The sequence below is a fragment of the Planctomycetota bacterium genome, from assembly GCA_035384565.1.
In the GTDB taxonomy this organism is placed as follows: Bacteria; Planctomycetota; PUPC01; order DSUN01; family DSUN01; genus DAOOIT01.
Genome location: DAOOIT010000011.1, coordinates 63,771 through 89,756 on the forward strand (window position 1 = coordinate 63,771; position 25,986 = coordinate 89,756).

Annotated in this window: 23 protein-coding genes and 1 tRNA gene; 7 read left to right on the plus strand and 17 right to left on the minus strand. The window is 67.5% G+C overall.

Annotation, left to right across the window (positions count from 1 at the left end):
* Positions 1–467 precede the first annotated feature (467 nt).
* The gene (locus PLE19_06055; GenBank protein HPD14492.1) at positions 468–2,216 is read left to right on the plus strand and encodes a heparinase II/III family protein; all 1,749 of its coding nucleotides are present in this window, start codon (positions 468–470) and stop codon (positions 2,214–2,216) included.
* Between the two features lie 74 nt (positions 2,217–2,290).
* Entirely contained in the window at positions 2,291–3,004 is a 714-nt protein-coding gene (locus PLE19_06060) for a HEAT repeat domain-containing protein (protein HPD14493.1), read from the plus strand.
* Between the two features lie 5 nt (positions 3,005–3,009).
* Here the strand turns inward: PLE19_06060 and PLE19_06065 are convergent, their stop codons facing one another.
* From PLE19_06065 to PLE19_06085, 5 genes are all read right to left on the minus strand, one after another.
* Positions 3,010–4,194, minus strand: coding sequence for an MFS transporter (locus PLE19_06065; GenBank protein ID HPD14494.1), 1,185 nt, complete (start codon positions 4,192–4,194; stop codon positions 3,010–3,012).
* A 94-nt stretch (positions 4,195–4,288) separates the two neighbouring features.
* Complete coding sequence (locus PLE19_06070; protein ID HPD14495.1) at positions 4,289–5,434, minus strand: uroporphyrinogen decarboxylase family protein; 1,146 nt, start codon at positions 5,432–5,434, stop codon at positions 4,289–4,291.
* Positions 5,435–5,604: 170 nt separating this feature from the next.
* Positions 5,605–6,159, minus strand: coding sequence for a transposase (locus PLE19_06075; protein HPD14496.1), 555 nt, complete (start codon positions 6,157–6,159; stop codon positions 5,605–5,607).
* Positions 6,160–6,253: 94 nt separating this feature from the next.
* Positions 6,254–10,240 carry a hypothetical protein gene (locus PLE19_06080; GenBank protein HPD14497.1) on the minus strand — a complete coding sequence of 1,329 codons (3,987 nt, stop codon included), beginning with the start codon at positions 10,238–10,240 and terminating at the stop codon, positions 6,254–6,256.
* 30 nt (positions 10,241–10,270) lie between these two features.
* Positions 10,271–11,290: a uroporphyrinogen decarboxylase family protein gene (locus tag PLE19_06085; protein HPD14498.1), complete on the minus strand. Its 1,020-nt coding sequence runs from the start codon at positions 11,288–11,290 to the stop codon at positions 10,271–10,273.
* A gap of 559 nt (positions 11,291–11,849) precedes the next feature.
* Between PLE19_06085 and PLE19_06090 the strand changes: the two genes are divergently transcribed.
* From PLE19_06090 to PLE19_06100, 3 genes are all read left to right on the plus strand, one after another.
* A tRNA-Arg gene (locus tag PLE19_06090) sits at positions 11,850–11,926 on the plus strand.
* A gap of 53 nt (positions 11,927–11,979) precedes the next feature.
* Positions 11,980–13,335, plus strand: coding sequence for an argininosuccinate lyase (argH, locus tag PLE19_06095; protein ID HPD14499.1), 1,356 nt, complete (start codon positions 11,980–11,982; stop codon positions 13,333–13,335).
* Positions 13,336–13,365: 30 nt separating this feature from the next.
* Entirely contained in the window at positions 13,366–14,610 is a 1,245-nt protein-coding gene (locus tag PLE19_06100) for an argininosuccinate synthase (GenBank protein ID HPD14500.1), read from the plus strand.
* 121 nt (positions 14,611–14,731) lie between these two features.
* Here the strand turns inward: PLE19_06100 and PLE19_06105 are convergent, their stop codons facing one another.
* From PLE19_06105 to PLE19_06150, 10 genes are all read right to left on the minus strand, one after another.
* Positions 14,732–15,088, minus strand: a complete 357-nt coding sequence (locus PLE19_06105) for a DUF5615 family PIN-like protein (protein ID HPD14501.1) — start codon at positions 15,086–15,088, stop codon at positions 14,732–14,734.
* Positions 15,089–15,090: 2 nt separating this feature from the next.
* Positions 15,091–15,315, minus strand: a complete 225-nt coding sequence (locus tag PLE19_06110) for a DUF433 domain-containing protein (protein HPD14502.1) — start codon at positions 15,313–15,315, stop codon at positions 15,091–15,093.
* Positions 15,316–15,438: 123 nt separating this feature from the next.
* On the minus strand, positions 15,439–16,962 hold the full coding sequence (locus tag PLE19_06115; protein ID HPD14503.1) for an SUMF1/EgtB/PvdO family nonheme iron enzyme: 1,524 nt from the start codon (positions 16,960–16,962) through the stop codon (positions 15,439–15,441).
* Entirely contained in the window at positions 16,959–17,528 is a 570-nt protein-coding gene (locus PLE19_06120; GenBank protein HPD14504.1) for a pseudouridine synthase, read from the minus strand. The genes PLE19_06115 and PLE19_06120 overlap by 4 nt, the downstream gene beginning before the upstream one ends.
* Positions 17,525–18,328: an inositol monophosphatase family protein gene (locus PLE19_06125; GenBank protein HPD14505.1), complete on the minus strand. Its 804-nt coding sequence runs from the start codon at positions 18,326–18,328 to the stop codon at positions 17,525–17,527. Before PLE19_06125 ends, PLE19_06120 begins: the two co-directional genes overlap by 4 nt.
* Before the next feature lie 217 nt (positions 18,329–18,545).
* Positions 18,546–20,087, minus strand: coding sequence for a DUF4091 domain-containing protein (locus tag PLE19_06130; GenBank protein HPD14506.1), 1,542 nt, complete (start codon positions 20,085–20,087; stop codon positions 18,546–18,548).
* Positions 20,084–21,088 carry an alpha-L-fucosidase gene (locus PLE19_06135; GenBank protein ID HPD14507.1) on the minus strand — a complete coding sequence of 335 codons (1,005 nt, stop codon included), beginning with the start codon at positions 21,086–21,088 and terminating at the stop codon, positions 20,084–20,086. The genes PLE19_06130 and PLE19_06135 overlap by 4 nt, the downstream gene beginning before the upstream one ends.
* A 12-nt stretch (positions 21,089–21,100) precedes the next feature.
* On the minus strand, positions 21,101–21,844 hold the full coding sequence (locus tag PLE19_06140; GenBank protein HPD14508.1) for a formylglycine-generating enzyme family protein: 744 nt from the start codon (positions 21,842–21,844) through the stop codon (positions 21,101–21,103).
* 242 nt (positions 21,845–22,086) lie between these two features.
* A complete protein-coding gene (locus tag PLE19_06145; GenBank protein ID HPD14509.1) occupies positions 22,087–23,073 on the minus strand; it encodes a hypothetical protein in 987 nt (328 codons plus the stop codon).
* Positions 23,070–23,345: a Smr/MutS family protein gene (locus PLE19_06150; GenBank protein ID HPD14510.1), complete on the minus strand. Its 276-nt coding sequence runs from the start codon at positions 23,343–23,345 to the stop codon at positions 23,070–23,072. The genes PLE19_06145 and PLE19_06150 overlap by 4 nt, the downstream gene beginning before the upstream one ends.
* A gap of 160 nt (positions 23,346–23,505) precedes the next feature.
* Between PLE19_06150 and PLE19_06155 the strand changes: the two genes are divergently transcribed.
* On the plus strand, positions 23,506–23,829 hold the full coding sequence (locus PLE19_06155; GenBank protein HPD14511.1) for a nucleotidyltransferase domain-containing protein: 324 nt from the start codon (positions 23,506–23,508) through the stop codon (positions 23,827–23,829).
* On the plus strand, positions 23,813–24,235 hold the full coding sequence (locus PLE19_06160; protein HPD14512.1) for a HEPN domain-containing protein: 423 nt from the start codon (positions 23,813–23,815) through the stop codon (positions 24,233–24,235). Before PLE19_06155 ends, PLE19_06160 begins: the two co-directional genes overlap by 17 nt.
* 80 nt (positions 24,236–24,315) lie before the next feature.
* On the opposite strand, the gene PLE19_06165 is transcribed toward PLE19_06160, so the two are convergent.
* Positions 24,316–24,771: a hypothetical protein gene (locus tag PLE19_06165; GenBank protein HPD14513.1), complete on the minus strand. Its 456-nt coding sequence runs from the start codon at positions 24,769–24,771 to the stop codon at positions 24,316–24,318.
* A 66-nt stretch (positions 24,772–24,837) separates the two neighbouring features.
* On the minus strand, positions 24,838–25,917 hold the full coding sequence (locus tag PLE19_06170; protein HPD14514.1) for a hypothetical protein: 1,080 nt from the start codon (positions 25,915–25,917) through the stop codon (positions 24,838–24,840).
* Between the last annotated feature and the right edge of the window lie 69 nt (positions 25,918–25,986).

Sequence of the window (25,986 nt, forward strand, 5' to 3'; positions counted from 1 at the left end):
GGAATGGTGAACATCGGCTGACGACTTCGAGGGGCCGTTCCGTTCCCGCCCTGGTGTACGGGGACGTAATCAAGCTCGTCGAGCGCGGGAAGGCCGTGGCCGTGGAGCTGGTGGTGGAAGCGTTCGGCGTGGGGTGTGGGCCGGAGTTGTAGGTGGCTGCGGGAGCTCCGAAGGAGCGAAATGGGATAGCCCAGGGCAACGCCCTGGGAACCAGACCGCCCCGTGGCAGCCCTGAAAGGGCGGAATAGAGAGCTTCTATCTCGCCCCTTCAGGGCTGGACCCGTGAATCCCACTGAACCCAGGGCGTTGCCCTGGGCTATCCCATGCGAGCCCTTCAGGCTCCAGAGAGAACCACCCTGCCTGCAATTCCGGCCCACACCCTTCGGCGTGGCGCTCCTGGCATTCGCCGCCGCTTTTGGTATACTGTCGCCCTGACAGACACCCATCCCACGGCTCGGAGAGCCCCGATGATTCTCGATACGACCACCATTCATGACCTCGCCGCCCTGCTCAAGCCTCACATGCATCTGCCGGCCTGGCCCGGCCTTTCGGACCCCGCCGCCAAGGCCCGCGCGAGGCAGTGGGCGAAGAAGCTGGGCCTCTGGGAACGCCTGGGCCGCGGGAGCGACCCTCAGAAGCCAATCCCCGTCGTCCGGCGGTCGCACTATCGCGACTACCGCCGCACCGGCAACCGCACCCTCGGCGAGACCGCCTTGCGCGGCAGGGCTCAAACCACCGAGCAGGCCGCGCTCGCCCTCTGGCTCGGCCATCCCGCCGGGGACCTCGATTACGTGCAGGACCTGCTCTGGGCCTGGTGCGAGACGTCGAGCTGGATCTGGCCGGCCCACGAGCACTGCACGATTGACCTCGGCTCGTCGCACATCGCCCGCCTGCTGGCCGAGATCCTCTGGATGCTCGACGACCGGCTGGAGGACGAGGTCAAGCAGCGCGTGGGGGCCGAAATCCAGCGCCGCGCGCTCGATGCCTTGCACGACTGGAGGCATCCCGACGGCTGGTGGACGGTGACGATGAACTGGAACCACGTGTGCAACGCGAACCTGATCGCGGCGGCGCTCTACCGCATCCGCGACGTGGGGCAGCTCGCGGCGTTCCTCCACCCGCTCGTCCAGCGGCTCGACTACGCGATTCAGGGCTTCCCGCCCGATGGCGGTTGCCTCGAGGGGCCGAGCTACTGGAACTACGGCTTCGGGCATTTCCTCGACGCGGCCGTCGCGCTGCATTATCGCACCGGGGGCCGCCTGAACCTCGTGCAGGGCGAGCACATCGAGCGCATCTGCCGCTACCCGCTGGCCGCGCACATCGAGGGGCCGCTGCGCTCGACCTTCGCCGACAGCTCGAACGGCTACATCAGCGCCGAGAGCGCCCTCGAGATCAACCGCTTCCTGCACCTGCCCGAGTTGTACGAGGTCGCGGCCCGCGACAAGCAGGGCCGTCTCGCCGTGGCGGGCTGGCGCGGCCTGCTGCTGTACCACGGCGAGAGGGTCACGGGCAAGGCCGACACCCGCGACTACCTGCTGCCCGACCTCGGCATGGCGAAGCTGCGCGCGGGGGGCACCACGCTGCTCACCCTCGCCGGGCGCAACGACGTGCCTCACAACCACAACGACATCGGCAGCTTCATCCTCCACAGGCACGGCAAGTGCCTCCTCACGGACCCCGGCGCGCCGAAGTACACGGCGAAGACCTTCGGACCCAAGCGCTACGAGATCCTCTTCTGCCGTTCACGGGGCCATTCGGTGCCGCTCATCAACGGCAGAGAACAGCCGACTGGCGGCCACTATCGCGGCACTCTGGCGGTCGAGGGCCTCAATGCGGCCGGCCCCAAGAGCGCCACCATCGACATGACGCACGCCTACGACGACAGGACGCTGTCGCGCCTCCTCCGCCGCTTCGACCTGGCGCCGGATGGCCATGTGGAGTTGCGCGACCGCTTCGCCTTCACGCGCGCGCCGCGGCGGCTCGAAGAGGCGTTCATCACCTTCGAGCCCGTGCGCATCGCGCGAGGCGGGCGTGCCGCCGTGGTGGGCAGGGGCCGCCGCAGCGTGACCATCACCACACGGACGCCCGGGCGCTTCGCCGCCGAGCGCCTCGTCGAGGAGTCCGAGGAGGGGCGGACCGGCGCTGTGGTTACCCGCCTCACGTTCGCGCCCGCGCGACTCGAAAGGGAGATGGCCTTGGTATTCAGGATAGCGTGATGCCCCCGAAAGCACACCGTGTCCGATCCTCTCGCGTTGCCCGGCCGCGGGGTCGGGAGGCGAAGCGTTCACGCGTGCCGTTGATCGCGCTGGCCGTCGGCGCTGTTGTTCTGGCGGCGGTCGGCGCCCTGTGGCTGGCCAACCGCGGGGGCCGTGCCCCCGCGGCTGCGACGACGCCCGGCGCATCGCCCAGCGCTTCCCCTGCCGCCACGCCCACCCGCGACGTCACGGTGGTGTCGGTGCCGGCCAGCTACTCGGACCCCGCCGTCGCGCGGCTTGCCGCTCAGCTTCGCGCGCCGGCCCTGCGCTCGCGGGTCGAGGCCGCGGAGTCGCTCGCCGCGCTCGGGCCGCGAGCGCGCGAGGCCGTCCCCGCGCTCCTCAACGCCATGGCCCGCAAGAACAGCGAGATCGAGTTCGCCCGGGCCGTGAGCAAGGCGATCAAGGCCATCGGGCCCGCCGCCGTGCCGCCGCTTGCCGCGGCCCTGCGGTCAGGCAACCCACAGGCCAGGTTCCACGCCGCCGCGGCGCTCAACCGGCTGGGGCCCGACGGCGCCGGCGCCACCGACGCCTTGATCGAAGTGCTGGAGGGTGACGAGGACATGACCGTGCGGTCGAACGCGGCGGTGGCCCTGGGCGCGATCGGCCCGGCGGCCTCGGCGGCCCTGCCCGCGCTGAAGCGCGCCGCGGGCAACCCCAACGAACGCCTCGGCGGCAACGCCGCGAAGGCGGAACTGCGCGTTCGCGCCCAGATGGCCATTGACCAGATCAAGGGCACGATCGGCAAGTAGCAGGATCAGCCCCGGAACAGCGCGGCGAGCGCCGCCGCCGCCGCCAGCACCACCACGCATGGCACCAGGAAGATCGCCCGCCAGCGGAACTTGCCTTCCACCTTCAAGGCGTCCATCACCGCGCCCGTGAGCTGCGTGCCCCCGAAGAAGCCGAAGCCAAACAGGCTCACCGTGAGCAGCGCCTGGGCCGAGGCCGAGAAGTCCGCCGTCGCCGCCTGATTGACGTAGATGAACCCGATGCCGATGAAGAAGGCGTAGGCCATGCCGTGCAGCGCCTGCGCCGCCAGCACCACGCCCTTCGGCCGCCCCACGGCATACACGGCGTAGAGCAGCCCCCACATCGCCGCACCCAGGGCCAGAGTCCAGCGGAACCCGAGCGTGCCGAGCACCGCCTTCTCATGGAACGCCACGTACACCGTGGCCAACACCTGCGCCGACTGGGCGATGGACATCACGGCCGGCATGTTCTTGCTCTGAACCCCCAGCTCGCCCAGAAATGGCGCCGTGCCAAGGAAGTAGAACTGGAGCTGCGTCGCCACCACGAACGCCACGGCGATGAAGACGAGGAAGTTGGCGTCGCCCAACAGCCCAAACGCCTTGATGAAGGGCAGGGCCTCGCCGGGCGTCTCGGGCGGCGGCGTGTGGGGCAGGAACAGACAGTAAACGGCCAGCACAAGGGACAGCACGCCGGCGAGCCGCAGGCAGTCGCTGCCGTCGCCTGCGCCCTTCATCTTGCGCCACGCCGTCAGCCCCCAGCCGGCCAGCACCCAGGCGATGACGCCCCACACCGAGACCGAGAAGAACGTCGTCCTCGCCTCGGCCAGGTGGCGGAAGACCAAGGAGTTCAGGAGCGGCAGCGTGGGCGCGAAGGCCAACGCATAGCCGCACATCACAAGGAAGAGGCTGCGGAAGCGTGTCTGCCGCGCCGCCGCCAGCAACAGGATGCCGCCGACCAGATGGGCGGCCGCCAGGAACCACTGGGTGGCGACCCATCGGTCGGTGATCAGCCCGCCGATGAGTGGCGAGACAATGCAGCCGAGGTACATCGTCCCATACGTCCAGCCCACCTGTTTCCCGGTGAACTTCAGCGGCCCGAAGAGCCGTGCCGCCAGGACCGGCGACCAGGCCCCCCAGATGGCGAATTGGAGGAACACCACCAGACACAGCCGCAGATACATCTCCCAGTTCATCGTGCTCTCCTCTGGTAGGGCGGGCATACCTGCACGCGGAATCCCTCGCCGCCGAGCATAGCCGCTTCATCCCCCGCGTGCAACTATGCAGGCCCTACCAGGAGTACCGGCCGTGGTCCTTGCACGCGGCGTACATGGCCGCGACGTTGTCGGGCGGGGTGAAGGGGGCCAGGTTATTGCCCTCGCGCAGGATGAACTTGCCGCCCTCCATGACGCCCGACTGGAGGATGCGCTTGGCCTCGGCGCGCACGGCGCGCGGCGTGCCGGTTCGCAGCAGCTCGACGTGCGGCCCTCCCTGGATCGTGATGCCGGGGCCCAGCTCGCGGCGGAGCGCCCCGTGGTCTACGGGGAAGCCAGTGTCGAAGCTCGTCACCTTCAGTTCGTCCCGAACCGTCTTGAAGTGCCGCGTGGCGTCGCCGCACAGGTGAATCGAGTTGGGGCCTTCCGGGCCGAACGCCGCGATGAGCCGCTTGTGATAGGGCAGCACGAGCTCGCGGTAGGTGTCTACCGACAGGAGCGCGATGCTGTCGTCGGCGAAGCCCCACGCCTTCGATTCGACGGGCTGGCCGAGGCGCTCGCGGTAGGCTCGGATGCGGCGAATCGTCCCCTCCACCAGCAGCGACATCAGGTCGTGGTAGAAGGCGGGGTCGGCGTACATGTCCAGGCAGATACCGGTCGGACCGCGGAGCGCGCAGGCGATGGTGAACGGCCCGTCGGTGCCGCAGCCGGTGGGCGAGCCTGCCTTGACGGGCCGGCCGCAGAACTCGTAGCCGCTCTCCGCCCGCCGCTTGAAATGCTCAAAATACTCCCAGTTCCGCCCCATCCACCCGCCGAAGGGGTCGGGCACGCCGCGGGCGATGAAGGCCGCCTTGCCCTCGTCCGTGATGCAGGGCGGGGAGTCGGGCACGTTGCCCTCGATGAACCGCAGGGGCGCGCCCCACCAGAGCACCTCGTAGCTGTTCTGGAAATCCACGCTCACCGTCCAGGCCTCGGGCAGGCCCATCTCGGCGTCCTGGACGAGATGGTGGCGGACCCAGTGCTGATGGCGGAGCTGGGTCTCGAACATCACATCGGGGTCGTTGAAGTATTCCTCGTAGGTGACCCCCTTTGTGTTGATGGCAGGATTGAGGATGGTGAAGCGCGACGAGATGCCGAGCACCATCGGCACCCGCGAGGGCTTGCCCTCGCGGAAGCGTTGCCACACCTCTTCCACCTCGGCGTTGTGCTGCGCGAAATCCATCGCCATCTCCTTGTAAGGCGTGCATACCTGCACGCGGAATCTTCCCCTCGGCGCGAGCGTCAACCCACTCCGGTAGGGCGTGCATACATGCACGCGGGATCTTCGGTTGCCGGCGCTCGCCCCCGTCCGTTCCGCGTGCAAGTATGCACGCCCTACCATGCGGCGCGCGCTCACTCAAAGCCGGGCGTTGGGCCAAGCTCATTGGCTTTTGTCGGGTCGGACCACTCCTTGCCGTAAAGCCCTAGCTTCACGTAGCGATGAAAGCTCGACCATGGCCACTTGGCTGGCGAATCCACGTGACCGTGCTTCACCGGGTTGTAGTGCATGTACTCTACGTGCCGGGTGAAATCGCGGTCGTCCCGGATCCGATGCTCGTAGAAGCGCTTCTGCCACACCCCGCGGTTCCGGTGTCGCGTGCGCCCTCCGCTTGTCGCGCCCTCCTTCCCGCCAGCGGTGAGGTAGGCTCGCGTGAATGCATACTTGATGCCGCCGAGACGTGTCGAGAAGTCGTCATCATTCTCGGGGAGCTGCCAGAGCATGTGGACGTGGTCCGGCATGAGGACAACCGCCACCATCTCAAAGGGCCGTAGTTTGCGCACCGCGGCGATGGCCTGCCGCAGCAGTTGCCGGGTCCAGCCTTCCTCAAAGAGCGGCATGCGCTCGTGGGTGACAACCGTCAGGAAGTACATGCCGCCCTCCACCCGCCACCTGCGGTATTGCGGCATTCTTCCTCTCCTCGGTAGGGCGTGCATACATGCACGCGAAATCTTCGATTCCCGGCGCTCGCCCCCGTCCGTTCCGCGTGCAAGTATGCACGCCCTACCATCTCATCTTCCCGGCGGCGTCCAGTTCTCTCGTGGTCACGGTGCGCGGCTTGCCGTCAGAAAGGGTGACGGTGACATCCACGTCGGCGGCCAGCTCGAACTGGCCGGGGGCCACTCGGCGGACGCTGGCGAAGGTGCTCTGGCGCACGGTGTCGCCGACGCCATACTCCCAGAGCCGCAGGACGCCCGCCTTGCCGAAGGCTTCTTTGGTGACAGGCCCGCCTGTGAGCTTGAACGTCTTGTCGCCCGCGACGTCGGCGCGCCAGAAGCTGGTCGCCTCGTCGTCCGAGGCGACCCAGCCCTTGTTGATGCCCGGGCGATTGCCCATCGTGGGGCCGAGGGCGCAGCGGACCGTGCCCTTCTCGGCGTTCACCTCCTCGACGGCGGAGCGGAAGTAGTCGGCGCCGTTCTCGACCGTGATGCGGGTCAGGTCTCCGTCGGGCCTCACGTCGAGCGCGGTGTAGGTGCTCCAGTGGCCTGGCTGGCCGATCTCGAAGACGCTCGGCCGCGCGCTCGCGGGCCAGGGCTGATCGATCCAGAGCGTCTTCGCCAGGTAGTCCACCTTCACCACCTTGCCCGTCCGCTCGCGGCCGGCGGGCTGAAGCTTGATGCCTGGAGCCTCCAGCAGCGCGCCGCCAACGAGGGTGGCCAGGCGCAGCCCGCCCTTGTCGGTCGAGACGCAGGCGAACTCACCCGTGACCTGCATCCTGGCCTCGGAGATGAGGCGTTGCACGAACGGCAAGCCATCGGCGAAGAGGACGTCGGTGTGGCCGTTCGCCGTCTTCAGCTCCAAGGCCACTGCCTTGTATGCGGGATTGTGGAGGTTCTCTGGCTCTCGGTCTACGGCGCACGCAGGCGCTTCGAGAAGGCGCTTGGAGGTGATGAACGGCTCGCCGACGAAGGGCTCAATCAGGGCAATGAATGTGGTGTCCTGCGAGTCCTTCTCGGCGACCTTCTGGACGAAGAGGCAGGCAAAGTCGTACTTGAAGTTCTTGCAGTTCAGGCTGCCGCGCATCGCCTTCGCGCCCTTGGCGTCGAGGAGGTGGAGGCGGGTGAAGCGGCGGGGGAGGTCGTCGGAGTAGTTGGCCCCGCGGTGCATGCGCTCGTTGCCGAAGAGCTTGGGGTCGCGGGTCTGGCGCCACGTGGCCTCCAGGACGTCGGGGGCGGTGCCCGCGAAGCGCTTGTCGGGCAGGCTCTTGAATGGGGCGAGGTACTGGCCGACCTCGCTCGCGTCGTCCTCGGCCACGGGCTTGGCGTCCCCGACGTTCCACTGGAACTCGTCCTCGACGGTGCCGTGGAAGCAGTAGGTGTGGGTCTTGCCGCCGGCGACGCGGAAGACGTCGAAGACGTAGGAGTTGGCCGGCGTGACTCCGGCGGGCAGCTTGGAGCCGGGCTTCTGGGCCTCGATGGGCAGGGGCTGGGAGCCTTGGCCCTCATCCACGTCAATGAGCGCGACCTGTCGGCGGAAGAGGGTCGTGCCCTCGGGCGGCTCGGCTTCGGCCATCAGGTAGCGCGCGCCGGGGGCGTCGGCGAGCGTCCGCACCCACGAGTAGCCCTGGAAGCCCTTGCCGTCCACCTCGACGACGTTGTGGACTCGCGTCGTGCCGTCGCTGGGCGCGGAGTAGCCGCTGCGCTGGCCGCCGTCTATCGTCGCGGGGCAGCCCTGGGCGACGACCTGGAGGTCCATCGTGTCGGCGTGCTGGTGTCCGATGCCGAAGCCGACGCGGACGTAGGCGGCGCGACGGAAGCGCGGGTCGTCGTGCTCGAGGCCGCTTTCGAGGACGCCTGCCCACATGGGCATGACGCGCGAGCGGAGGTCGAGCCACGGTGCGCGCTTGAGCTTGGCCGCGGCCGCCTCGATCTTCGCCCAATCCGCATCGGTCTCATCTTTGCGGCCGATGTAGTGCTTGAGGATGAAGGCGAACTGCGGGTCGGCGGTCCACTCCCAGCCGCGGGCGGCGAAGCCGAGGTCGCGGAGGGTGTGGCCGGCGGCCTTGTCGGGGCCGCACACGTCGCCGATGCGGACGAAGTCCCAGCCCGCCACGACGTTCTTGAGGCGCCAGAAGCACTGGGCGACGGGTTTTGGGTAGCGGGCGCGGTCGGACAGGTTGTACTTGGGGTTGCCGCCGGCCTTGAGGTAGCGCTCGAGCGATTCGGCCACGCGCATCGCCCCCTCGCCCTGGGCGTAAAAGGTCGAGCCGATGTACTCGCAGCCGTCGCGGCAGCAGCCGGTGATCATCGCGTCGGCGATGCCAACCGGCGGCAGCGGGTAGATGAAGGTCTTGCTGAAGAGCCACTCCATCCACGGGTCCGTGACCGTGGTGTCGCCGACCACCGCCGCGGCGTTCGCAATGTCCATTGGGTCCGTGTAGTAGTTGTACCGCAGTATTCGCTTGGCCGTGGTCTGCACGAGATAGGCGTCTATCAGCTTCACCACGTCCTGCGGCGTCTTGACCCAAGGGACGAAGCGGCCGATGGACTCGGCCAGTTCGGCGTTGTCTTTGATGTAGTCGAACAGCCGGTCATAGTCATAGAGAATGGGGTCCACGTAGAGCATGTAATGGGGGTAGAAGCTGGCGGTGGAGTCGCGGCGTCGGCAGCGGATGTCGCGGCCGTAGGGGCCGGGGTCGCGGACGACGTAGGTGAGGAAGTTGGCCGCGTCAATGGTTGGGAAGGCGTAGGCCCAACGGGCGAGGGCGACGGCGGCCTCGCGGGCAGCCATCGTGTCGCCGGTCTTGAGGTACTTGGCGACGTTGTTGCGCACGAGCGTGCCGGGGTAGTTGCGCAGGCGGTTCTGCACCTCGTTGGCGATGGGCGCCCACAGGTGCCCTTTGCCGGGATCGTCGGGGTCGGGGAAGAAGAGGCCCGCGCCGTCGTCGCGGTACGGGTAGGGTGCGGGCAGAGGCAGGCCCTTCTGAAGGTCCGCCATCGTGTACGTGAGGTCGAGCTTCTTGTTGAAGAGGAACACGTCGCCTTTGCCGGGTTGCCAATCGCCGAATTCGGCGGCGATCTCCTGGGGGGTCTTGCCGGGGACGCCGATGGTGACGTTTCGGCGGAGGACGTGTTCGTCGCCGCCCATCCAGCCGTGGCCGAACGCCTGAGCGTTGACGCGGGGGAAGGCGAGCCAGATTTCGGCGTCGCGGGCGAGGCGTTGGTCCTTGGGCGGCTCGAGGTTCGCGGGCGCGGGCGCCGCGGCCTCGGGCAGGGTTCTGCGGGCCTTGATGGCGCGACGCTCGACGCCCGCGAGCGCGTCGTCGAGCGAGATCTCGTGGAGCAGCATCTCCACCCCGCTCCCCTCGTCCACGGCGATCTCAGCGGTGAAGCGCCGCTTCTCGTCGGCGTGGAAGTAGATCTCGGCGATGCTGTAGAACTCGTCGCAATAGCCCAGGCGGAGGCGGTAGCTGTTGGTTTCCCCCTTCGGGCCGTCGTTGATCTTCGCCCGCACGAAGAGCGGGGTGCGGAACGGCTTGAGCTGCTCGGTGGGCACCGCGGCGATGAGGCGGAGGGCGTAGACCCCGATCTCCAGCTCCCCCAGGTCGAGCTTGAGGATTGGCGAGCCGACGGTGCAGCGGACGACGGGCAGGGCCTTCCACTTTAGCCCCGTGTTCACCACGTCGGCGTGGCGCGGCACCCAGTAGAGCGGCGCCGCGTACTCCTCGGCCTTGCCCGCGCCGGGAATGTTCGGGGCCACCCAGCCCTTGAGCTTGCTCTGGCGGTCGAAGAAGCTGCGGGAGGGGCAGTACTTGAACCAGTAGTTGCGATAGAGCTCGGGCGAGCCGGGGTTCAGCTCGAAGCACGGCGCGAGCGGGTCAGCGTCGTACTTGCCAGGCAGGTCGCCTGGATGGCCCGGCCTCTCGCCGTGCTGGGTCGGGAACAGGGGCAGCCTGTAGCCCGCCAGCGGACCGCCGACATCGTAGTCCTCGGCCCGGGCAAACCACGCGAGACAGACCAGAGCAGACGCAATGATGGAGACTCGCGGCATCTCAGTTCCCCTCTTCTCACGCGTCACGGGTCATGCATCCTGGTTCGTGAACGCCTCGATCACGGCCACGGCGTTCTCGGTGGGCGTTTCGGGCTGGAGGCCCTTGGCGGGGGCAAGGATGTAGCCGCCGCCGCGGCCCATCTCGCGGCACAGGCGCCGCACCTCGGCGCGAATCGCCGCGGGCGTGCCGAACGGGATGGTGCTTTGGCTGCCCAGGCCGCCCCAGAAGGTGAGCTGGTCGCCCCACCGCTTCTTGAGGCCGTAGGGGTTCATCCCTGCGGCCTCGGGCTGCACGCTCTCCAGCACGTCGAGGCCGATCTCGATGATGTCGGGCAGGATGGCCTCGATGGAGCCGCACGAGTGGGTGATGACGAGCTTGCCGGCGTCGTGCACGGCCTGGTAGAGCCTGGCCCACCGGGGCTTGAGGAAGCGCCGCCAGCGCTCGGGGCCGAGGATCACGCCGCGCTGGTCGCCCCAGTCGTCGCCGAACATGATCGCGTCCACGGGCAGGTCGGCCGTGTAGCGCACGAAGGCCAGGTAGAGGTCGGCCAGCCGATCGAGCATCTCGGCGTAGAAGTCGGGCTCGGTCGCCGCATCCATCAGGGCATTCTCGAAGCCGCGCAGGTTCCAGCTTCGTTCGAAGAGGCCCCAGCCGAGGCTGCCGATGAGGAAGCTCTCGCGGCGTTCCTCACAGGTGCGCAGAGCCGTCGCCTTCCACTCGGGGCGGAGGAACACCTCGGGCCTGGGGAACTCATAGCCGTCGAAGGAGGGCCGCGCGAGGGGCGGGCGCTCGAGGTGCCAGGGGCGGCGGTCGGTGCGCCAGACGCCGCCGTAGCCGTCACGGTGGTGGCCGTCGTCGAGGGGCGTGCGAATGTCCGTCTCCACGGCCGCGACGCTAACGATGTAGGGCGTGAGCCGCTGGCGCCAGTCGGGGCTGCCGTAATGCCGATCCACGCGCTCGGCCACGTCGCCCTCGAAGCCGAGGGTGAACGGAACAGGGCGGGTCTCGCGGTGGTCGATCTGCTCGAGGACGAAGTCGCGGGGCTGCATCGGGCGGCTCCTGAGAGGCGGGGCGGTGCGCGCTCACGTGAGGATAGCCCGCCAGGACGCGAGTGTCAAGAAGCCTCGGTTGACCAAGCACAGGCGTCAAGCCTGGCGCCTGCCGTCCCCTCGCCCGCATTGTCTTGGAAACCAGACACGGCGCCGCCATATTTGCTCAGTTCTCCCCCCGCCGAGAGATGAGCAAGTATGGCGCTTTGGCGATCCGGGCGGCTCTACGGCCTTTCCGCCCATACTTGCTCAATTTCCTCCCCCTCTGGTTTGAGCAAGTATGGCGCGTGGGCGGTCCGGGGCGTTCCGCGCCGTTCCTGCCCGTTTGCATCCCTCTTGCTCCCCCAGAGGAGATGCAGGGGAGGAGCGGGCGGGACCTGGATGCCCTCGTGGCGAGGACGGCCCCCGAGGCGCCCCCCCGTTTCCCTGGTGGACGCTCTCATCTCGCGTCGCCGGACCCCGAGTCAGGCCAATATCCAGACCGGTGGCGCCTGGGCGAAACTCGGGTCTTGATTTGAATAGCGGCTTCTGGTACTATCTTGGCTGAGCGGACGAGCAGGCGCCTGTAGCTCAGTGGATCAGAGCGCTAGCCTCCGGAGCTAGAAGTCGCAGGTTCGAATCCTGCCAGGCGTACCAATGTGGCGGCAGACGACGTGTCTGCCGCCAAACTGCAAATGGGGAAACCCTCGATGGCCAAGCTGTGGGATAAGGGCTACGCGGTCAATCAGGAGCTCGAAGCCTTCACGACGGGCGACGACTATCTCCTGGACCGCGAACTGGTCGAGGCCGATTGCGCCGCCTCGATCGCCCACGCCCGCATGCTCGCCAAGATCGGCATCCTCACCGGCGCCGAGGCCGACGCGCTGGCCGCCGAGCTCGCCGCCATCGCCGCCGACAGCCGCTCGGGCGCCTTCACGGTGGAGCCAGCCGACGAGGATTGCCACACGGCCATCGAGAACCGCCTCGTCGCCCGCCTCGGCGATCTGGGCAAGAAGGTCCACACCTGCCGCTCGCGCAACGACCAGGTGATCGCCGCTCTGCGCCTCTACGCCAAGGCCAAGATGCACGAGCTGTTCGACGCCGGCCTGGGCCTGGCCGCCACGCTGCGCGGCTTCGCCGAGAAGCATCAGCGCGTGCCCATGATCGGCCGCACCCACACGCAAGTGGCAATGCCGTCCAGCGTTGGATTGTGGGCGGCGGCGTGGCTCGAATCGCTGCTCGACGACCTGCGCCTCCTCGAGGCTGCCTACGAGGTGGCCGACCAATGCCCCCTGGGCTCCGCCGCAAGCTATGGCGTGCCGATGCCCATAGACCGGCAGTTGACCAGCGACCTTCTCGGCTTCGCAAGTGTCCAAAATAACGTGCTTTACGCCAATAACAGCCGCGGCAAGATCGAGTCCGTCATCCTCGGCGCCTGCGTCCAGATCGCCATTGACCTGAGCCGCGTGGCCCAGGATCTCATCAACTTCAGCCTCCCGGAATTCGGCTACTTCGTGATTCCCAAGGAGCTATGCACGGGCAGCAGCATCATGCCGCAGAAACGCAACCCATGCGGGATGGAGCTGGTGCGAGCCAAGGCGAGCACTATACTGGCCTGCAATGACCAGATACTTAATACGCTCAAGGGCCTGCCGTCCGGCTATAACCGCGACTTTCAGGAGACCAAACGCCCCTTCTTCCGGGGCGTGGCCCTCACCATCGCCTGCGTGCGAGTGATGGATGTAACATTCCAGAAGCTCGAGGTTTGCGAAGAGCGGCTCGTGTCGGCGTTCACGGCCGCGCCCGAGGTGTTCGCGACCGATGAGGCGCTGCGCCTGGTGGTCGAGGGGGTTCCCTTCCGCGACGCCTACCGCCAGGTGGCGGCCTCGCTAGACCAGTTGGGCGCGGCCGACCCCAGGGCCAGCATCGCTCTGCGTTCGCATATCGGAGGCCCGGCGAATCTGCGGCTCGAGGTTGCCGACGCCGGGATCGAGCACGTCAGGGAGTTCGTCGCGCAGCGGCGAGACCGACTGAGGCGAGCGCTTGACGGCCTGATGGGTTCGTGATTCCTCTGGATTCCTACGGAGAGCGTTGCAATGGACATCAAGGCCATCCTGAAGAAAGTCGAAGACGCGCCGGTGCCCAAGGTCAAGAAGGTGGCGGTCGCCTACTCGGGCGGGCTGGACTCCACGCTGGGCATCGAGATGCTCCGCCGCAAGTACAAGGCCGAGAGCATCGTGGCCATCTGCGTGGATGTGGGCCAGGGCGCAGACGAGATCGCCGAGGCCCGCCGCAAGGCCAAGCTGCTGAACTTCGAGAAGGACATGATCCTGGTGGACGCCAAGGACGAGTTCACCAACGAATGGCTCACCAAGGCCATCCGAGCGAACTCGGACTATAATGGCTACCCGGTCTCGACCTCGATGACACGCCAGCTCGTGGCCCGCATCGCGGCCGTGGAGGGCGCCAAGCGCGGCTGCGACGCCGTGCTCGAAGGCTCCACCGGCAAGGGCAACGACCAGTACCGCATGCACAACACCTTCAAGCTCTTCGCCCCGCACATGGAGGTGCTCGCCTTCGTGCGCGACTTCGACCTCACGCGCAAGGAGGAAGAGGCCATCTGCGCCGAGTGGGGCGTGCCCGTCAAGGAGCAGCTCACCGGCGGCGACGACAAAACCATGTGGTGCCGCTCCATCGCCAGCGGGGCCATTGACCTCAACCAGGAGCTGCCCGACGACATCTGGCAATGGCTCGTGCCGCCGCGCAAGGCCAGCGACAAGGGCGAGACGGTCACCCTCCGCTACGTCGAGGGCATCCCGGTCGAGCTCAATGGCAAGGAGACGCCGCTCGACGAGCTCATCGCGCAGCTCAACGTCATCGCCGGCCGCAACGGCGTGGGCTACATTGACATGTTCGAGGACGGGATCATGGACCTCAAGAGCCGCGAGATCTACGAGGCCCCCGCGGCCCACGTGATTCTCAAGCTCCACCGCGACCTCGAGCAGCAGTGCCTGCCCAAGGAGGAGATTCAGTTCAAGAAGATGATTGACGCGAAGTGGGCGTATATGACTTACCACGGCGAGTGGTATCACCCGCTGAAGGCCGACCTCGATGCCTTCATCGCCCAGTCGCAGAAGCCGGTGAACGGCTCGTTCAAGGTGGACCTCTACAAGGGCAACATCGTCATCACGGGCCGCGAGTCCAAGACCTCGCTCTTCAGCCCCGAGATCCGCTCGATCAAGAGCCGCGGTTTCGACCAGCGGTGGGCCGTCAATGCCGCCAAGATCCGCGGCCTGCCGTTCGAAATCCTCTCGAAGCGCAACGAGGCCATGAAGGGCTGAGCGACGGTCCGGCCCTGATACCGCTCAGTGCATCCGAAGGCCCGCCTCGCCCAACGAGGCGGGCCTTCGCGCGCCCAAGCCGCTCCGCTCCCCAGAATGAATGCCACGATTCTGCCCATAGTTACCTTCGGCGTCGGACGCGGGTGGGGTCCACTATGATCAGAGACCCACGGATGTGGGCCTCGCCCAGGGTCGCTAGAACGCTCTCAACGCGGGCCATCACGGCCTGGATGGTGCACTTGGGCATACGGACGACGACAATGCCCTGCGACTTCGCCGGGGGAAAGAGAAGGACATTGGCGAAGTGCCTGTGATTGCCGGACAGCACCACGCGAGCATCCCGGTTTGCCAGGGCAAGAACCTCGGCGTCGGAGGCGCCTGTGCGGCCGATTTCGCGCAGGTCAAGGGCATCGTGGCCCGCCTGACGCAGGCGGTGCACGAAGGACCGCGGGAGGTTCTTGTCCACCAGGAGGCGCATGCTCAGTGGGTCCCGACGGGCTCGAACTCCTCGCGGGCCAGCATCGCCGCGTACTCGATGGCAGCCAGGACGTCCTCACGGGTCAATTGGGGGTATTCCTCGAGGATCTCCTCCACGGTGTTCCCCGCGGCCAGGAAGTCGAGGATGACGTACACGGGCACGCGGGTTCCGTGGATGCATGCCTGCCCGCCGCAGACCGCTGGGTCCGCCGTGATCCGGTCAATCATCAGGATATCCTCCGGCGCCACTCGTGCCACTAGGAGCCTGCGGCTAGAATCGCGGGCGTCGCAGTCCCACGCGGATTCTTGGACAGGCTGCTAGCATCAGTGTAGAGCATCGCAGCGCGGGGGTCAAGCCCCGTCTTCACGCCTCACACAGAACGCCACGCTCCCCCCGCCTGACTTCTCGATGAGGTCGCTGCGCCGCTCGCCGGTGCCCCAGCCGCCGGGCGTCACGTGGGTGCAGTGCGGCCAGCCGTTGCCGGAGAACACCAGGTCGCCCTCGGGGAAGAGCATGCGGCCGCGGCCGTCGTAGGAGAGGCAGGCTGCACGGGCGGGAGGCGGCACCTCGCCCAGGCTCCAGAAGAGGCTGGCCGAGGGCTCGGGGGCCAGCGGGCGCTCGCAGCAGCGCGTCACCTTGTCGCCCTCGATGCGCACCTGGGTGTAACGCTCCTGGCTCGAGAAGAAGGGGCTGAGGGTCTTGAGGCAGAACGAGCCGGCCCGCACGGGGGCCACGCCCTCCAGGTCGAAGCGCCAGCGCACCGCGTGGCCCTCGGCCCAGGCCTCGAAGAAGACCCTCTTGCCTGCGTGCTCGCGAAGATAGCTGATCCGCGTGCCGTCGGCTTCGGCCTTCCAGGGCACAAGCCAGTCGGCCTTGGGGCGGCTCGGCCACGAGTTGGCCCCGCCGAACTCGTCCCAATCGCCTTCGGGGCAGTCGAGCACCCACAGGCTCTCGGGGAACCAGGGCACGTAGATGGCGAAGGTGCTGCACTGGTAGGGCACGAGGCGGATGGGAGCCTTGAGGTAGAGGTCTTGGCGGATGGCGACGGGCTTGGGCGGTTCGAAGCGTTCGACGCGATAGGCGGGCGCCGCCACAAGGTCGGCGGGCGGCCTGTCGGCCACACAGCGGAAGCCGCTGTCGTAGATGCGCATCTGGCTCGACCACGACAGGCGGTTCGAGGGGAGGAACGAGTAGGGCTGGCGGTGGCAGAAGGCGCCACCGGCGAGGACGGCGGGCGACGGGTCGGCGGCGGTGCCCGCCCTGTTGGTTTGCGGGAAGACGACCTTGACCCACTCACCGACAAGGCCGTAGCTGCCGAGCCCGAACGGCCCTGTGTCGGGATACGCGCCCACGGGGATCGCCACGGCCAGGCTCACGTTGCCCGAGTTGCGGAAGCACAGGCCGTCGCGCCACTCGCTGCCCCAGGGCCACAGGCGGCCGTCGTCGCCGCGCCAGGCCCGCTCCCACTCCGCCTCGGTGGGCAGCCGCTTCCCGAGCCAGGCGGCGTAGGCGGCGGCATCCTCCGAGTTCACGCCCACCATCGGCAGGGCGAGGTTCTCGGGGGCGAAGTGATGCCACCCCGTCAACTCGGCCCAGCCCACGAGCCAGCCGTTGTAGAGGATGCTGTAGCCCGTCGCCTGCATGAAGCGCAGGAACTGGCCGCGGGTGACTGGGTGCTTATCCATCCAGAAGGCGGGCACCTCCAGCTCGCGGCGGTCGGCGTGGAAGTGCAGCATGTCGGGGTGGACTCCCGCGGCCCGTGCCTGGGCCGCCTTCTCCTCGGGCGTGAGGCCGAAGAGCACCTTGCCGGCGGGCACGTGCACCATCGTCCGATCGAGTTCCTGGGGGTCGTAGTTCGCCGTCACGTGGCTCATTTCCGTCCTCCAAGCAGCGCTGTGGCCTCGCTCTCGCTCAGGAAGCGCCAGCTTCCCGACGGCACATCGAGGGCCAGGGGGCCCATCTGCGTGCGCTTCAATTCTACCACTTTCAGGGGCGTGCCGAACTTCGGGTCGCGCAGCGCGCCGAACAGGCGGCGGATGTGGCGGTTCCTGCCCTCGTCGAGGGTCACGCGGAGGCGCGACTTCGGCCCCGCGCCGCCGAGCGTTTCGACGCGGATGGCCGTGAGCAGTCCTACTGGCGACGGGATGCCTCTGCGGATTGCCTCCAGGTGCTCCGCGGTGACGCGCCCGCGGACCCACACCTCATAGGTCTTCGGGCAGGCGCCTGGCCGCGTGAGGCGTTCGACCAGTTCGCCCTCCTTCACAAGGAGCAGCAGCCCCGTGCTGTCCTGGTCCAGCCGGCCGACCGGCACCCAGCCGCCGGCCAGCGCCCAGTCGGGCAACACGTCGTACACGGTCTTCCGCCCGCGCTCGTCGCGCCGCGTCACCACGACGCCCTTGGGCTTGTGAAGCATCAGGATGCGCCCCTCGGGGAGACTCATGGCCTTCTCACCAGGTCGCGGAGTTCCTCGTAGATGCCCGGGGCGGCGGCGAGGGTGTTCCACTCGGCCTCGGAGGTCTCGATGGCGTCGAGCACGGCGCCGGCCTCGCGGAGGATCACGGCTGCCGCCGCAATGTCCCAACTGCGGAGGCGTTGCTCGTAGAAGCCCGTGAAGCGGCCGCAGGCGACGTTGCACAGGTCGTAGGCGGCCGAGCCCATCGCCCGCACCTTGCGGACGCGGGGCGCGAGGCGGCCGATCTGCTCCACGAAGTGAGCCACCGCGCCCGGCCGCGCGCCAAAGCCCGTGCCGATCATGGACTCTTCGAGCGTCGTGACCGTGCTAGGCCGAATGGCTTTGCCGTTGAGGGTGGCGCCCCGGCCCGCCTCGGCGACGAACAGCTCGTCGGTCGGCGGCGCGTAGACCACCCCGACCAGCGGCTCGCCGAGCGACTCGAGGCCACGGGGGAATGTCGCCGCCTGGCCCGTCGGCCGGCGGTAGCAGGCGACGGAGGTGCAGAAGTACGGCATGCCGTAGAAGAAGCTCACCGTGCCGTCGAGGGGATCAATGATCCACTGGCAGTCACCGTCGTCGCCGAGAGCGCCCGCCTCCTCGGTGAGGATGGCGTGGTGGGGCCAGTCGCGGCGGATGATCTCCACGATGGCCTGCTCGCACAAGCGGTCGGCCTCGAGCTTCACGTCGTTGCGCGTCGCCTGGTCCACGTGGAGCAGCGTGCCCCAGAGGCGCTTCTGGATGTCGCCCGCAGCCCGCGCCGCGGCGAGAGCGGTATCCGCCAGCGTCATTGGTTGCTCCGTCCCTGAAACAGCCTTGGTTGGATCGAGACGGGTACCCTGATCGCGAGGAGGATGAACGGAGGGTTGGAGGATTGGAGGGCTGCCAGTCACCCCTCCATTCATCCAATCCTCCATCCATCCCTTTTCATGCGCAGTCACGTCCTCAGCAGCTTTCGGCGCGCGGCCTGGAGCCAGCGCCCGTCCTTCGGGAAGTCATCGAAATCCTTCAGCGGCGCCAGCAGCGCGCCGTTGCGGGGCACGCCGAGGGTCTGGAGGAGCGCGTAGTCCTGAAGCGACTCTCCCAGCGGATCGAATCGAGCGGCCCGCCGGGGCCGGGGTAGACCTGGAACGTGTCGCCATAGGCCCAGCCCGGCCACGCCAGGCCGTCGGTGACGGTGAACGGGTCAATCAGTTGCTGCGTCTGGCTCTTGTACCAGTAGTTGTAGCCCCAATGGAGGAATCCGCCGACGCCGAAGCGGTAGAAGAGCCAGCCGGCCATGCGGGCCTTGGCGAGCGGCGTGTCGAGCAGGCGGTTGAGGAACTTGCCCCGCGGGCCGCAGCAGAAATACGTCCAGCACGGGATGCCCTCCTCGACGAACTGGCGCGTGGTCGAGATGCTGGGCACGGGGGTGTCCACCAGTCCCTCGCGGCCGAAACGGATGTCGGACAGAGCGTCCATCGTCTTCATCCAGGGGGCGAGTTCGCGCACCATCGCGCGGGCGGCGCGGTAGTTGGCCAGGTGCTCGTCGCCGTGCGGCTCGTCTGAGATGTGGAAGAAGGAGCGATTGAGCAGCTTCTCCTCGCGCAGGAAACGCTCCAGGGCGGGGAGGAACTGGGCGAGGAAGGTGCGGTAGGTGGGCGACGTGGCACCGGTCTCGGGCGGCCAGAGGAGCCTGCCGCCGTCGTGGCGCTCGTAGATGCGGATGGCGTGCTTGACGCCCCATTGGGTGAAGAGATGCGTCCACTCGAAGTGCGTGATGCCGCACTTCTTCGCCAGCCCGATCCAGCGCCGCACGAGGCGCCAGTCGAATCTGTATTCATCGTGGGCGGCACGTCCCCGTCCCGCGTTCTTCTTGCTCTGCCTCACCCCCAGGAGCTGCGTCGGCCGCTTCACCCCGTCGAGCGGCGGGGTGAAGGCGGGCACGTAGATCGTGTCGAGGCCATGCTCGGCGTAGTTGCGCAGGTAGGCTTCGCAGACCGGCCAGAAGGCGTGGGAGAATGGCTCCACCTTGTACCAATCGCAGAGCGCATCGGTATAGAACCAGTGCAGCGCGTGGAAGCCTCTGCGTTTCGCCAGAACCACCTCCGAGACGATGACCGTGGCCTTCAGCGGCCGCTGCGGCTTGCCGGCGGCGAAGACCTCGACCTCGATGCCGTGCGGCCCTGGCCTCGCTTCCTTGAGCACCGTGACGGTGAGCCAGAAGGCGGCCACCTCGCCGGGCGCGACCCGCGCAGCCGACTCGGGGAAGAGCGGGTCGGGCACATAGCCGGGGATGCGGCCGACGCCGTCCAGTTCCTCAACCGGCGTCGCCGTATTGTGATGCGGCACAGGCACGCAGCCCACGCGCCGCACCTGCACGGCCAGGCCATCGGCTGCGGCGGTGCGCACCGCGACCTCGACTGGGTCATGTCCTTCCACCCGCACGCCGACCTGGAACGCCGCCTTCTCGCCACGTGCCGCAGGCAGCACGAGCGCCCGCCCTCGGCCCGGCGCGCTCAAGGGAAAGAGGCGCTGGAGCGACGAGGCAAGCCAGGCCGTGATCCTCACTTCGCGCCCTCCTTGCGCAGCAACTGCCCGATGCAGCGGAGCGCCGCCTGCTCCTCAGGATGGATGTCGCCCCAAGGGCGCGGCCCGACGTTGAGCATGAAGGTGGCGCCGCGCCGATTGGCCTCCTTCAGCTTCGCCACGATGTCGGCGGGGTCCTTGACGGCGTGGGCGCGGGGGTTGTAGGCCCAGCCGCCGTTGAGGTTCCACCACACGGCCTTCGGCTTGTCGCCGATCTCGGTGGTGTTGAAGCCGATGGTGTTCTCGCCCGGCATGTCCAGCTCCCACACCTGGTAGTCTTCGCCCTTGAGGGGGAGGACGTGGGTGTTGTTGACCACCACGGCGTCGGGCTGGAGCGAGTGGATGAGGTCGTAGGTGCCCGCAAGGTCCCAGGGCCCGCGGGCGGGGAAGTAGAGCTGCTCGTCAGGCGTCTCGAACTCGCAGCGGGGCCAGTAGCCGTCGAAAAGAATGCCGCCGATCTTTCCGAAGCGGGTGCAGAGCTCGCGGATGTGTCCCTGATAGTAGGCCACGTAGGCCGGCCAGTCGTTACGGTAGGCGGGATGCGTCCAGTCGAGGATCGAGTAGTAGAAGTGCAACGCCAGGCCACGGTCGCGCAGGGCCACGGCCAGCTCGGCTAGCGGGTCGCGGCGGAACGGCGTGCGGGTGATCTTCCAGTCGGTCGAGGGCGTGTCCCACAGGCAGAAGCCGTCGTGGTGCTTCGAGGTGATGAGGAGGAACTTCTGCCCCGCCTCGAGCATCAGGTCGGCCCACTCCTCGGCGCAGAAGCGTTCGGGGTTGAACTGGCCCAGCCGCTCGCGGTAGGTGGCGAGCGGGATGCGCTCGGAGTAGTAGACCCACTCGCCGCGGCCGTTGAGGGCGTAGAGGCCCCAGTGCACGGAGAGGCCGAATTTGGCATCCACAAATGCCTTGACGCCTTCGGGCGTGGCCTGGAGCCGCGCCGCGCTGGTGTCCTCCACCACGAAGTCCTTCTTGTTCACGTTCATGCACGTCTCCTCTCACTTCTGAGCCGGCGGAGCGGGCCGAACGCAGCGGAAGCCAATGAGGCCGTTGCGGTCGGCGGCGAAGCAGACGTCGGTGAACTCGGGATACTCCTGGTCGCGGTAGGCGGAGCGGCACTGGGTGGCCTTGGAACTCCACGCCCCGCCGCGAATGACGCGGGTGTCGCCCTTCTCGGGGCCGCGGGGGTCGCGCTCGGGGCTTGCCTTGTAGTAGTCCTCGGCGTAGTAGTCGTGGCACCACTCCCACACGTTGCCGTAGAGGTCGTAGAGGCCCCAGGGGTTGGGGAGCTTCTGGCCGACGGCTTGCGGGGTGCGCATGCAGTTGTCGCGGAACCAGGCGTAGTCGCCGAGCTTGCCGGGGCCGCTGCCGAAGAACCAGGCTGTCGTCGTTCCTGCGCGGCAGGCGTACTCCCACTCGGCCTCGGTGGGGAGGCGATAGCCGTCCGCCTCGAAATCGCAGCCCCACGTCTTCTCGTCGTAGGCGGGCCGAAGCCCTTCCTCGCGGGAGCGTGCGTTGCAGTAGGCGGCGGCCTGGCGCCAACGAATCTGTTCGACGGGGTTCCTCGGGTCTTTCCACAGCGACGGGTTCTTGCCCATCAGCCGCTCGTATTCGGCCTGGGTCACTTCATGAATGTCCATGTAGAAGGCGTTGAGCGTGACTTGATGTGCCGGCTCATCTCCCTCGTCGTTCCTCTGGCTGCCCATGGTGAAGGTGCCGGCGGGAAGGAGGGTCAGTCGCACACCGCCCTTGGTCGTCGCGATGCCGGATGATTTCGCGGGTGGGGACGCGCGTTTCTCGCCGCAAGAGGCGAGGATAAGAGCAACGGCAAGCAAAGCGGCGAGAGCTCCGGAAGTTGTCATCGTGAGCCTATCGAACGACCTTTCAGGGGCCTGCTGTGCCATGCCAGCGGTTCCTTCGCGATGCGTCAAGCCCTTGATCGGTTGCTCGACAAGTTCGCAATGACGAGGGGGGGGTGCCACGGTCACTTCTCCGCCGGCGGCAGCCAATCGTAGTCCCAGTGGTGGCCGACCCAGCCTGGTGGGCTGAGGGTGAGCGTGGCGCCGTCGGCCACGCGGACGATGCAGAGGGGGCTGTGGACGCGCCAACTGCCCTTGGGCGGAATCTTCACGTAGGCAATGTAGCGCCCGCAGTGGGACCAGCGGCCGCACGGGTCCTGGCCCATCGCCTCGGGCGGAAGCGTCACGATCTTGCCATCGGTCGCTTCCGGCAGCGAGGGGTCGAACTTGCGCACGGCCAACGAGTTGCCTGCGTTCCAGCACATCCACTTGCCATCAGGCGAGAAGGCGGGGTGACACTCGCCCGCCTTCTCGGGATGGTTGGGCAGCTTGCGGATGGCGCCGCCCTCCGAGGGCATGATGTCAATCGTGTACTTGCAGCCCAGGTAGTCCCGTATCTCGAAGACGAACCACTTGCCGTCGGGCGAGAGGTCCACCACGCTTACGCGGCGCTCGACCTTGATCGGCTCGGTCGCCTCGCCTGTTGCCACGTCTTTGTAAACGACGCCGCGCTTCTCGCAGGCCACGGTGCGCTTGCTGTCTGGCGTCCACACGTAGAAGCCGTCGAGGCGGCGGGTCTTGAGGGTCTTGGCGTCCACCACGAAGTCGCCATAGTTGTAGGTGAACATCGAGCCATCGGGCGAGGTGCGGGGCGTGCGCTCGTCCTGGTCGGGCGTGTCGGTGAGCTGCTGGAGGCCGGAACCGTCGGCATTGATGATGTACAGGTCGCGCGGCGGATAGGCCCCCTTGGGGTCGGGCGGCTTCTCCGGGTGCATGGCGATGACCAGGCGGTAGCCTGTGGCCCGGAGTTCCTCCTTCAGGTCCTTGATGCGCGGCTCGCCAAAGGGCTCACACCGGGCGGGCACTTCCCACGTCGCCCGAAGCGAGGGCGTCTCCCCGCCGCATGCCATTGCCCCGATGCCCAGCAGGAGAAGCGGCAGAAACCACCTCATCGGTTGTTCCTCTCTGGCCAGCGGAAGTAGATGAACAGGCGCCCCCAGTTCTTCGAGTCGTGGTCAATGTTGCGGGTGACGGCTTTCACCTGCGGCTCCTTGAGAAAGCGGTCCACGCGGCGCTTGAGCTGCCCTGTCCCCTTGCCGTGGACGATCTGGAGGCACTTCACGCGAAGGCGCTGCGCCTCGTCGAAGGCATCGTGCAGTTCCCGCTCGATGGCTGCCCCGTCGCGGGCCACCTCGTGGAGGTCAATCTTGATCTCGTCGGGCAAGCTGCGGTTCCCTTCAGTGCCGATGCCCTCCGCGTGAGCCCAACCGCATGATGATAGTGAAAACAGGCCCCCCAAGCAAAGCGAGGGCATGTGTCCTTGACTGCCGCGCGCCCAGGGAATATGATGATGTTGGTCTGAGAGTTGGGCCGAGGAGATCCTGATGCATCAGCCCGAGCAACTGCTGCGTGAGGTGGTCGCGCGAATCCGGCGGACGATTGACCCGGACCGCGTGATCCTGTTCGGCAGCCGTGCGCGGGGCGATGAAGGGCCGGACAGCGATCTGGACATCCTGGTCGTCGCGCCGTCGCCGCTTCCGCGCTGGAAGCGCACCGTGCCCCTGTACCGCGTCCTCGCCGGCCTCGGCGTGCCGAAGGACGTCGTGTGGTGGACGCCCGACGAGATTGACGAATGGCGGGCCGTCCGCTCCCACTTCATCACCACGGCCCTGCGGGAAGGGAGGGTGCTCTATGAAAGGCCCGCGTGAGCACGCCCTCGGCCTTCTCGCCAAGGCCGATCACGATCTGGTCGCCGCGAAGGCCACCCTGCCCACGGGAGACGCCTACGATACCATCTGCTTCCACGCGCAGCAGGCCGTGGAGAAATGTCTGAAGGCATTGCTGGCGGTCAAGGACATCGAGTATCCCCGAAGGCACGACCTCGGCGAGCTGCTCGCGCTGGCGAAGCCGCACTACCCCAACCTACGCCCACTTGAGGATGCCATCCTGGAACTGGCGCCCTACGCTGTGGATGTGCGGTACGACGACGAAGTTACCCCCGGTGCCGATGACGCTCGGCCCGCGCTTGACACCGCGCTCGCCGTCCGCGCCCTTGCGCGGTTGACTCTGGCGTCGGGCGAAGAGCAGCCAGACGCAGCTGCTCCTGGCGAATGATCGGGGACTGCCGCCGTCGCAGATGGCTTCCCAGTCACAAGCTGGTCTCGCCAGCCCGCCGCCCATCCGTGGTACCCACCCTAGACCCGCCGTGCGGCAGAGGCGTTGAGCCGCTCTGTGATGTCCTGCTTGTCGGCGGACCTCCGCACTTCGTTTGCGTTGATGTACTTCGAGTCTGTGCTCAGCCTGCGCAATCGTTCAGCTGCCGTTCGCGTCAGCAACCAGCCTTCTGTCACCCAACCGGTCTCAGGATCCACAAGGACCACGGCGAGGTGCGTCATCGCTCCTTCCTCGAAGTTGTTCGCATTGCACTTGACGACTGTCGCTTTGCCTCCTGGAGTGCGCGCCAACTTGGACTTGACCTCGACCCGTGCCGGCTGCCCACTGACCTGTGTATCGATATCGAACCCTTTGTTCCCATGTGGCCTCTTCTTGCCGCCGAACGCCAGCGCGACAAGAATCGCGCCGTACTCTCCCACACTCAGGGAGTACTTCAGGAAGTAGTCACGATGGGTCACGATTGGCGACGCCGCCATAGCCGCTCTCCTCGTCCCCTCCTGGGTTCCCGCATTCCTTATGGTCCATTCCTCTCTGGCCGGCCGCTACCGCCTCCGTTCCCCTGCCCGCCTGTCAATCACCCGCGAGATAGCGAGCATGTTGGCCTGCCAGCGGCCTTCGGGGATGTCTTCGGTGATGCCGATGAGCAATCGGTTGCCAGGGGCCGCCTCGCGGATGATCTGCCTCGTGGCCGACTCGATCTTCTCGATGCTGGCGAGGTGGAGCGAGGAGGGGAAGTTGATCCAGAGCACTTTCCCAGGCCACGCAGCTAGCGCATCGGCCACGCTCATGTCGGTGTCGGGCGATGGAGTGAATGCCTCGACGTAGTCGAGCCCCGACCCCGCCACGGCCTCGGCCCAGAGGCGGTTGTTGCCGTCGAGGTGCGCGCCGATGAGCTTGCCGTGCCTGTGGAAGACCTCGGCGGCCTCGTTGTAGAGGGGGACGACGTATTTCTCGAAGCGCTCCTTGCCCATGACCTCGGGCACTTCGTTGCCGCCGTAGTTGGCGTGGAGGGCGGGCGAGGCGGCGACGAGAGGCCAGATGCGGCGGTGCTGGGCGACCATCGCGTCGTAGAGCCGCAGCACCTCGTCGCGCCGCTCGGCCCACTCGACGGCGAACGCCTCGTGGCCCATCCAGTGGATCATGATTTCGTGGAGGGGCGTGAGGCCGATGCCGGCGCGGAGGATGAAGTCCTCGCCGAGCGTGCGGTCGGCCTTGGCGAAGTCCGCGTAGTTCGGCTCGTGGCGCTGGTCGTTGACCATGAAGAGGAGCGGCTTATAGTCCTCGGGCCGCTTGAAGAGGCGTTCGAGGGTCCAGGAGGTGAAGCCCGCGGGCTGGGCGAGCGAGGTCAGCTCGCCGACGGGAGTGCGGATGAGCGTCCGCACCCGCTCCTTGCCATCTTCCGTGTAGCGGCGGGTTTCGATCGTCACGTTGGGCCGCGTCGTCGTGACCACGCCGCAGCCGCGGACGATGCAGAGTCCGTTGTTGCGCAGTTGTCGCTCGACGACGCACTGGGGCACCATGTTCTGGTACATCGTCAGCGGCGTCTTGTCGGGTACCTCCTGGCGGAGCACCCTCTCGACGCGGCGGCGGGGGGTGATGACGCTCTTCCGCAGTGCTCTCACAGCTCATCCCCTCTTCTCACGCGGCACCCGTGACCGGTGATCAGACGGATCAGACGGATCGGACCGACT

Excerpts from the sequence above, each read along its gene's own strand:
- PLE19_06100 (HPD14500.1), top strand. The coding sequence starts at position 13,366 with ATGGACATCAAGGCCATCCTGAAGAAAGTCGAAGACGCGCCGGTGCCC.
- PLE19_06070 (HPD14495.1), bottom strand. The coding sequence starts at position 5,434 with ATGGATTTCGCGCAGCACAACGCCGAGGTGGAAGAGGTGTGGCAACGC.
- PLE19_06055 (HPD14492.1), top strand. The coding sequence starts at position 468 with ATGATTCTCGATACGACCACCATTCATGACCTCGCCGCCCTGCTCAAG.
- PLE19_06145 (HPD14509.1), bottom strand. The coding sequence starts at position 23,073 with ATGAGGTGGTTTCTGCCGCTTCTCCTGCTGGGCATCGGGGCAATGGCA.
- PLE19_06065 (HPD14494.1), bottom strand. The coding sequence starts at position 4,194 with ATGAACTGGGAGATGTATCTGCGGCTGTGTCTGGTGGTGTTCCTCCAA.
- PLE19_06125 (HPD14505.1), bottom strand. The coding sequence starts at position 18,328 with ATGACGCTGGCGGATACCGCTCTCGCCGCGGCGCGGGCTGCGGGCGAC.
- PLE19_06115 (HPD14503.1), bottom strand. The coding sequence starts at position 16,962 with ATGAGCCACGTGACGGCGAACTACGACCCCCAGGAACTCGATCGGACG.
- PLE19_06165 (HPD14513.1), bottom strand. The coding sequence starts at position 24,771 with ATGGCGGCGTCGCCAATCGTGACCCATCGTGACTACTTCCTGAAGTAC.
- PLE19_06075 (HPD14496.1), bottom strand. The coding sequence starts at position 6,159 with ATGCCGCAATACCGCAGGTGGCGGGTGGAGGGCGGCATGTACTTCCTG.
- argH (HPD14499.1), top strand. The coding sequence starts at position 11,980 with ATGGCCAAGCTGTGGGATAAGGGCTACGCGGTCAATCAGGAGCTCGAA.
- PLE19_06105 (HPD14501.1), bottom strand. The coding sequence starts at position 15,088 with ATGCGCCTCCTGGTGGACAAGAACCTCCCGCGGTCCTTCGTGCACCGC.
- PLE19_06085 (HPD14498.1), bottom strand. The coding sequence starts at position 11,290 with ATGCAGCCCCGCGACTTCGTCCTCGAGCAGATCGACCACCGCGAGACC.
- PLE19_06120 (HPD14504.1), bottom strand. The coding sequence starts at position 17,528 with ATGAGTCTCCCCGAGGGGCGCATCCTGATGCTTCACAAGCCCAAGGGC.
- PLE19_06080 (HPD14497.1), bottom strand. The coding sequence starts at position 10,240 with ATGCCGCGAGTCTCCATCATTGCGTCTGCTCTGGTCTGTCTCGCGTGG.
- PLE19_06110 (HPD14502.1), bottom strand. The coding sequence starts at position 15,315 with ATGATTGACCGGATCACGGCGGACCCAGCGGTCTGCGGCGGGCAGGCA.
- PLE19_06160 (HPD14512.1), top strand. The coding sequence starts at position 23,813 with ATGAAAGGCCCGCGTGAGCACGCCCTCGGCCTTCTCGCCAAGGCCGAT.
- PLE19_06155 (HPD14511.1), top strand. The coding sequence starts at position 23,506 with ATGCATCAGCCCGAGCAACTGCTGCGTGAGGTGGTCGCGCGAATCCGG.
- PLE19_06135 (HPD14507.1), bottom strand. The coding sequence starts at position 21,088 with ATGAACGTGAACAAGAAGGACTTCGTGGTGGAGGACACCAGCGCGGCG.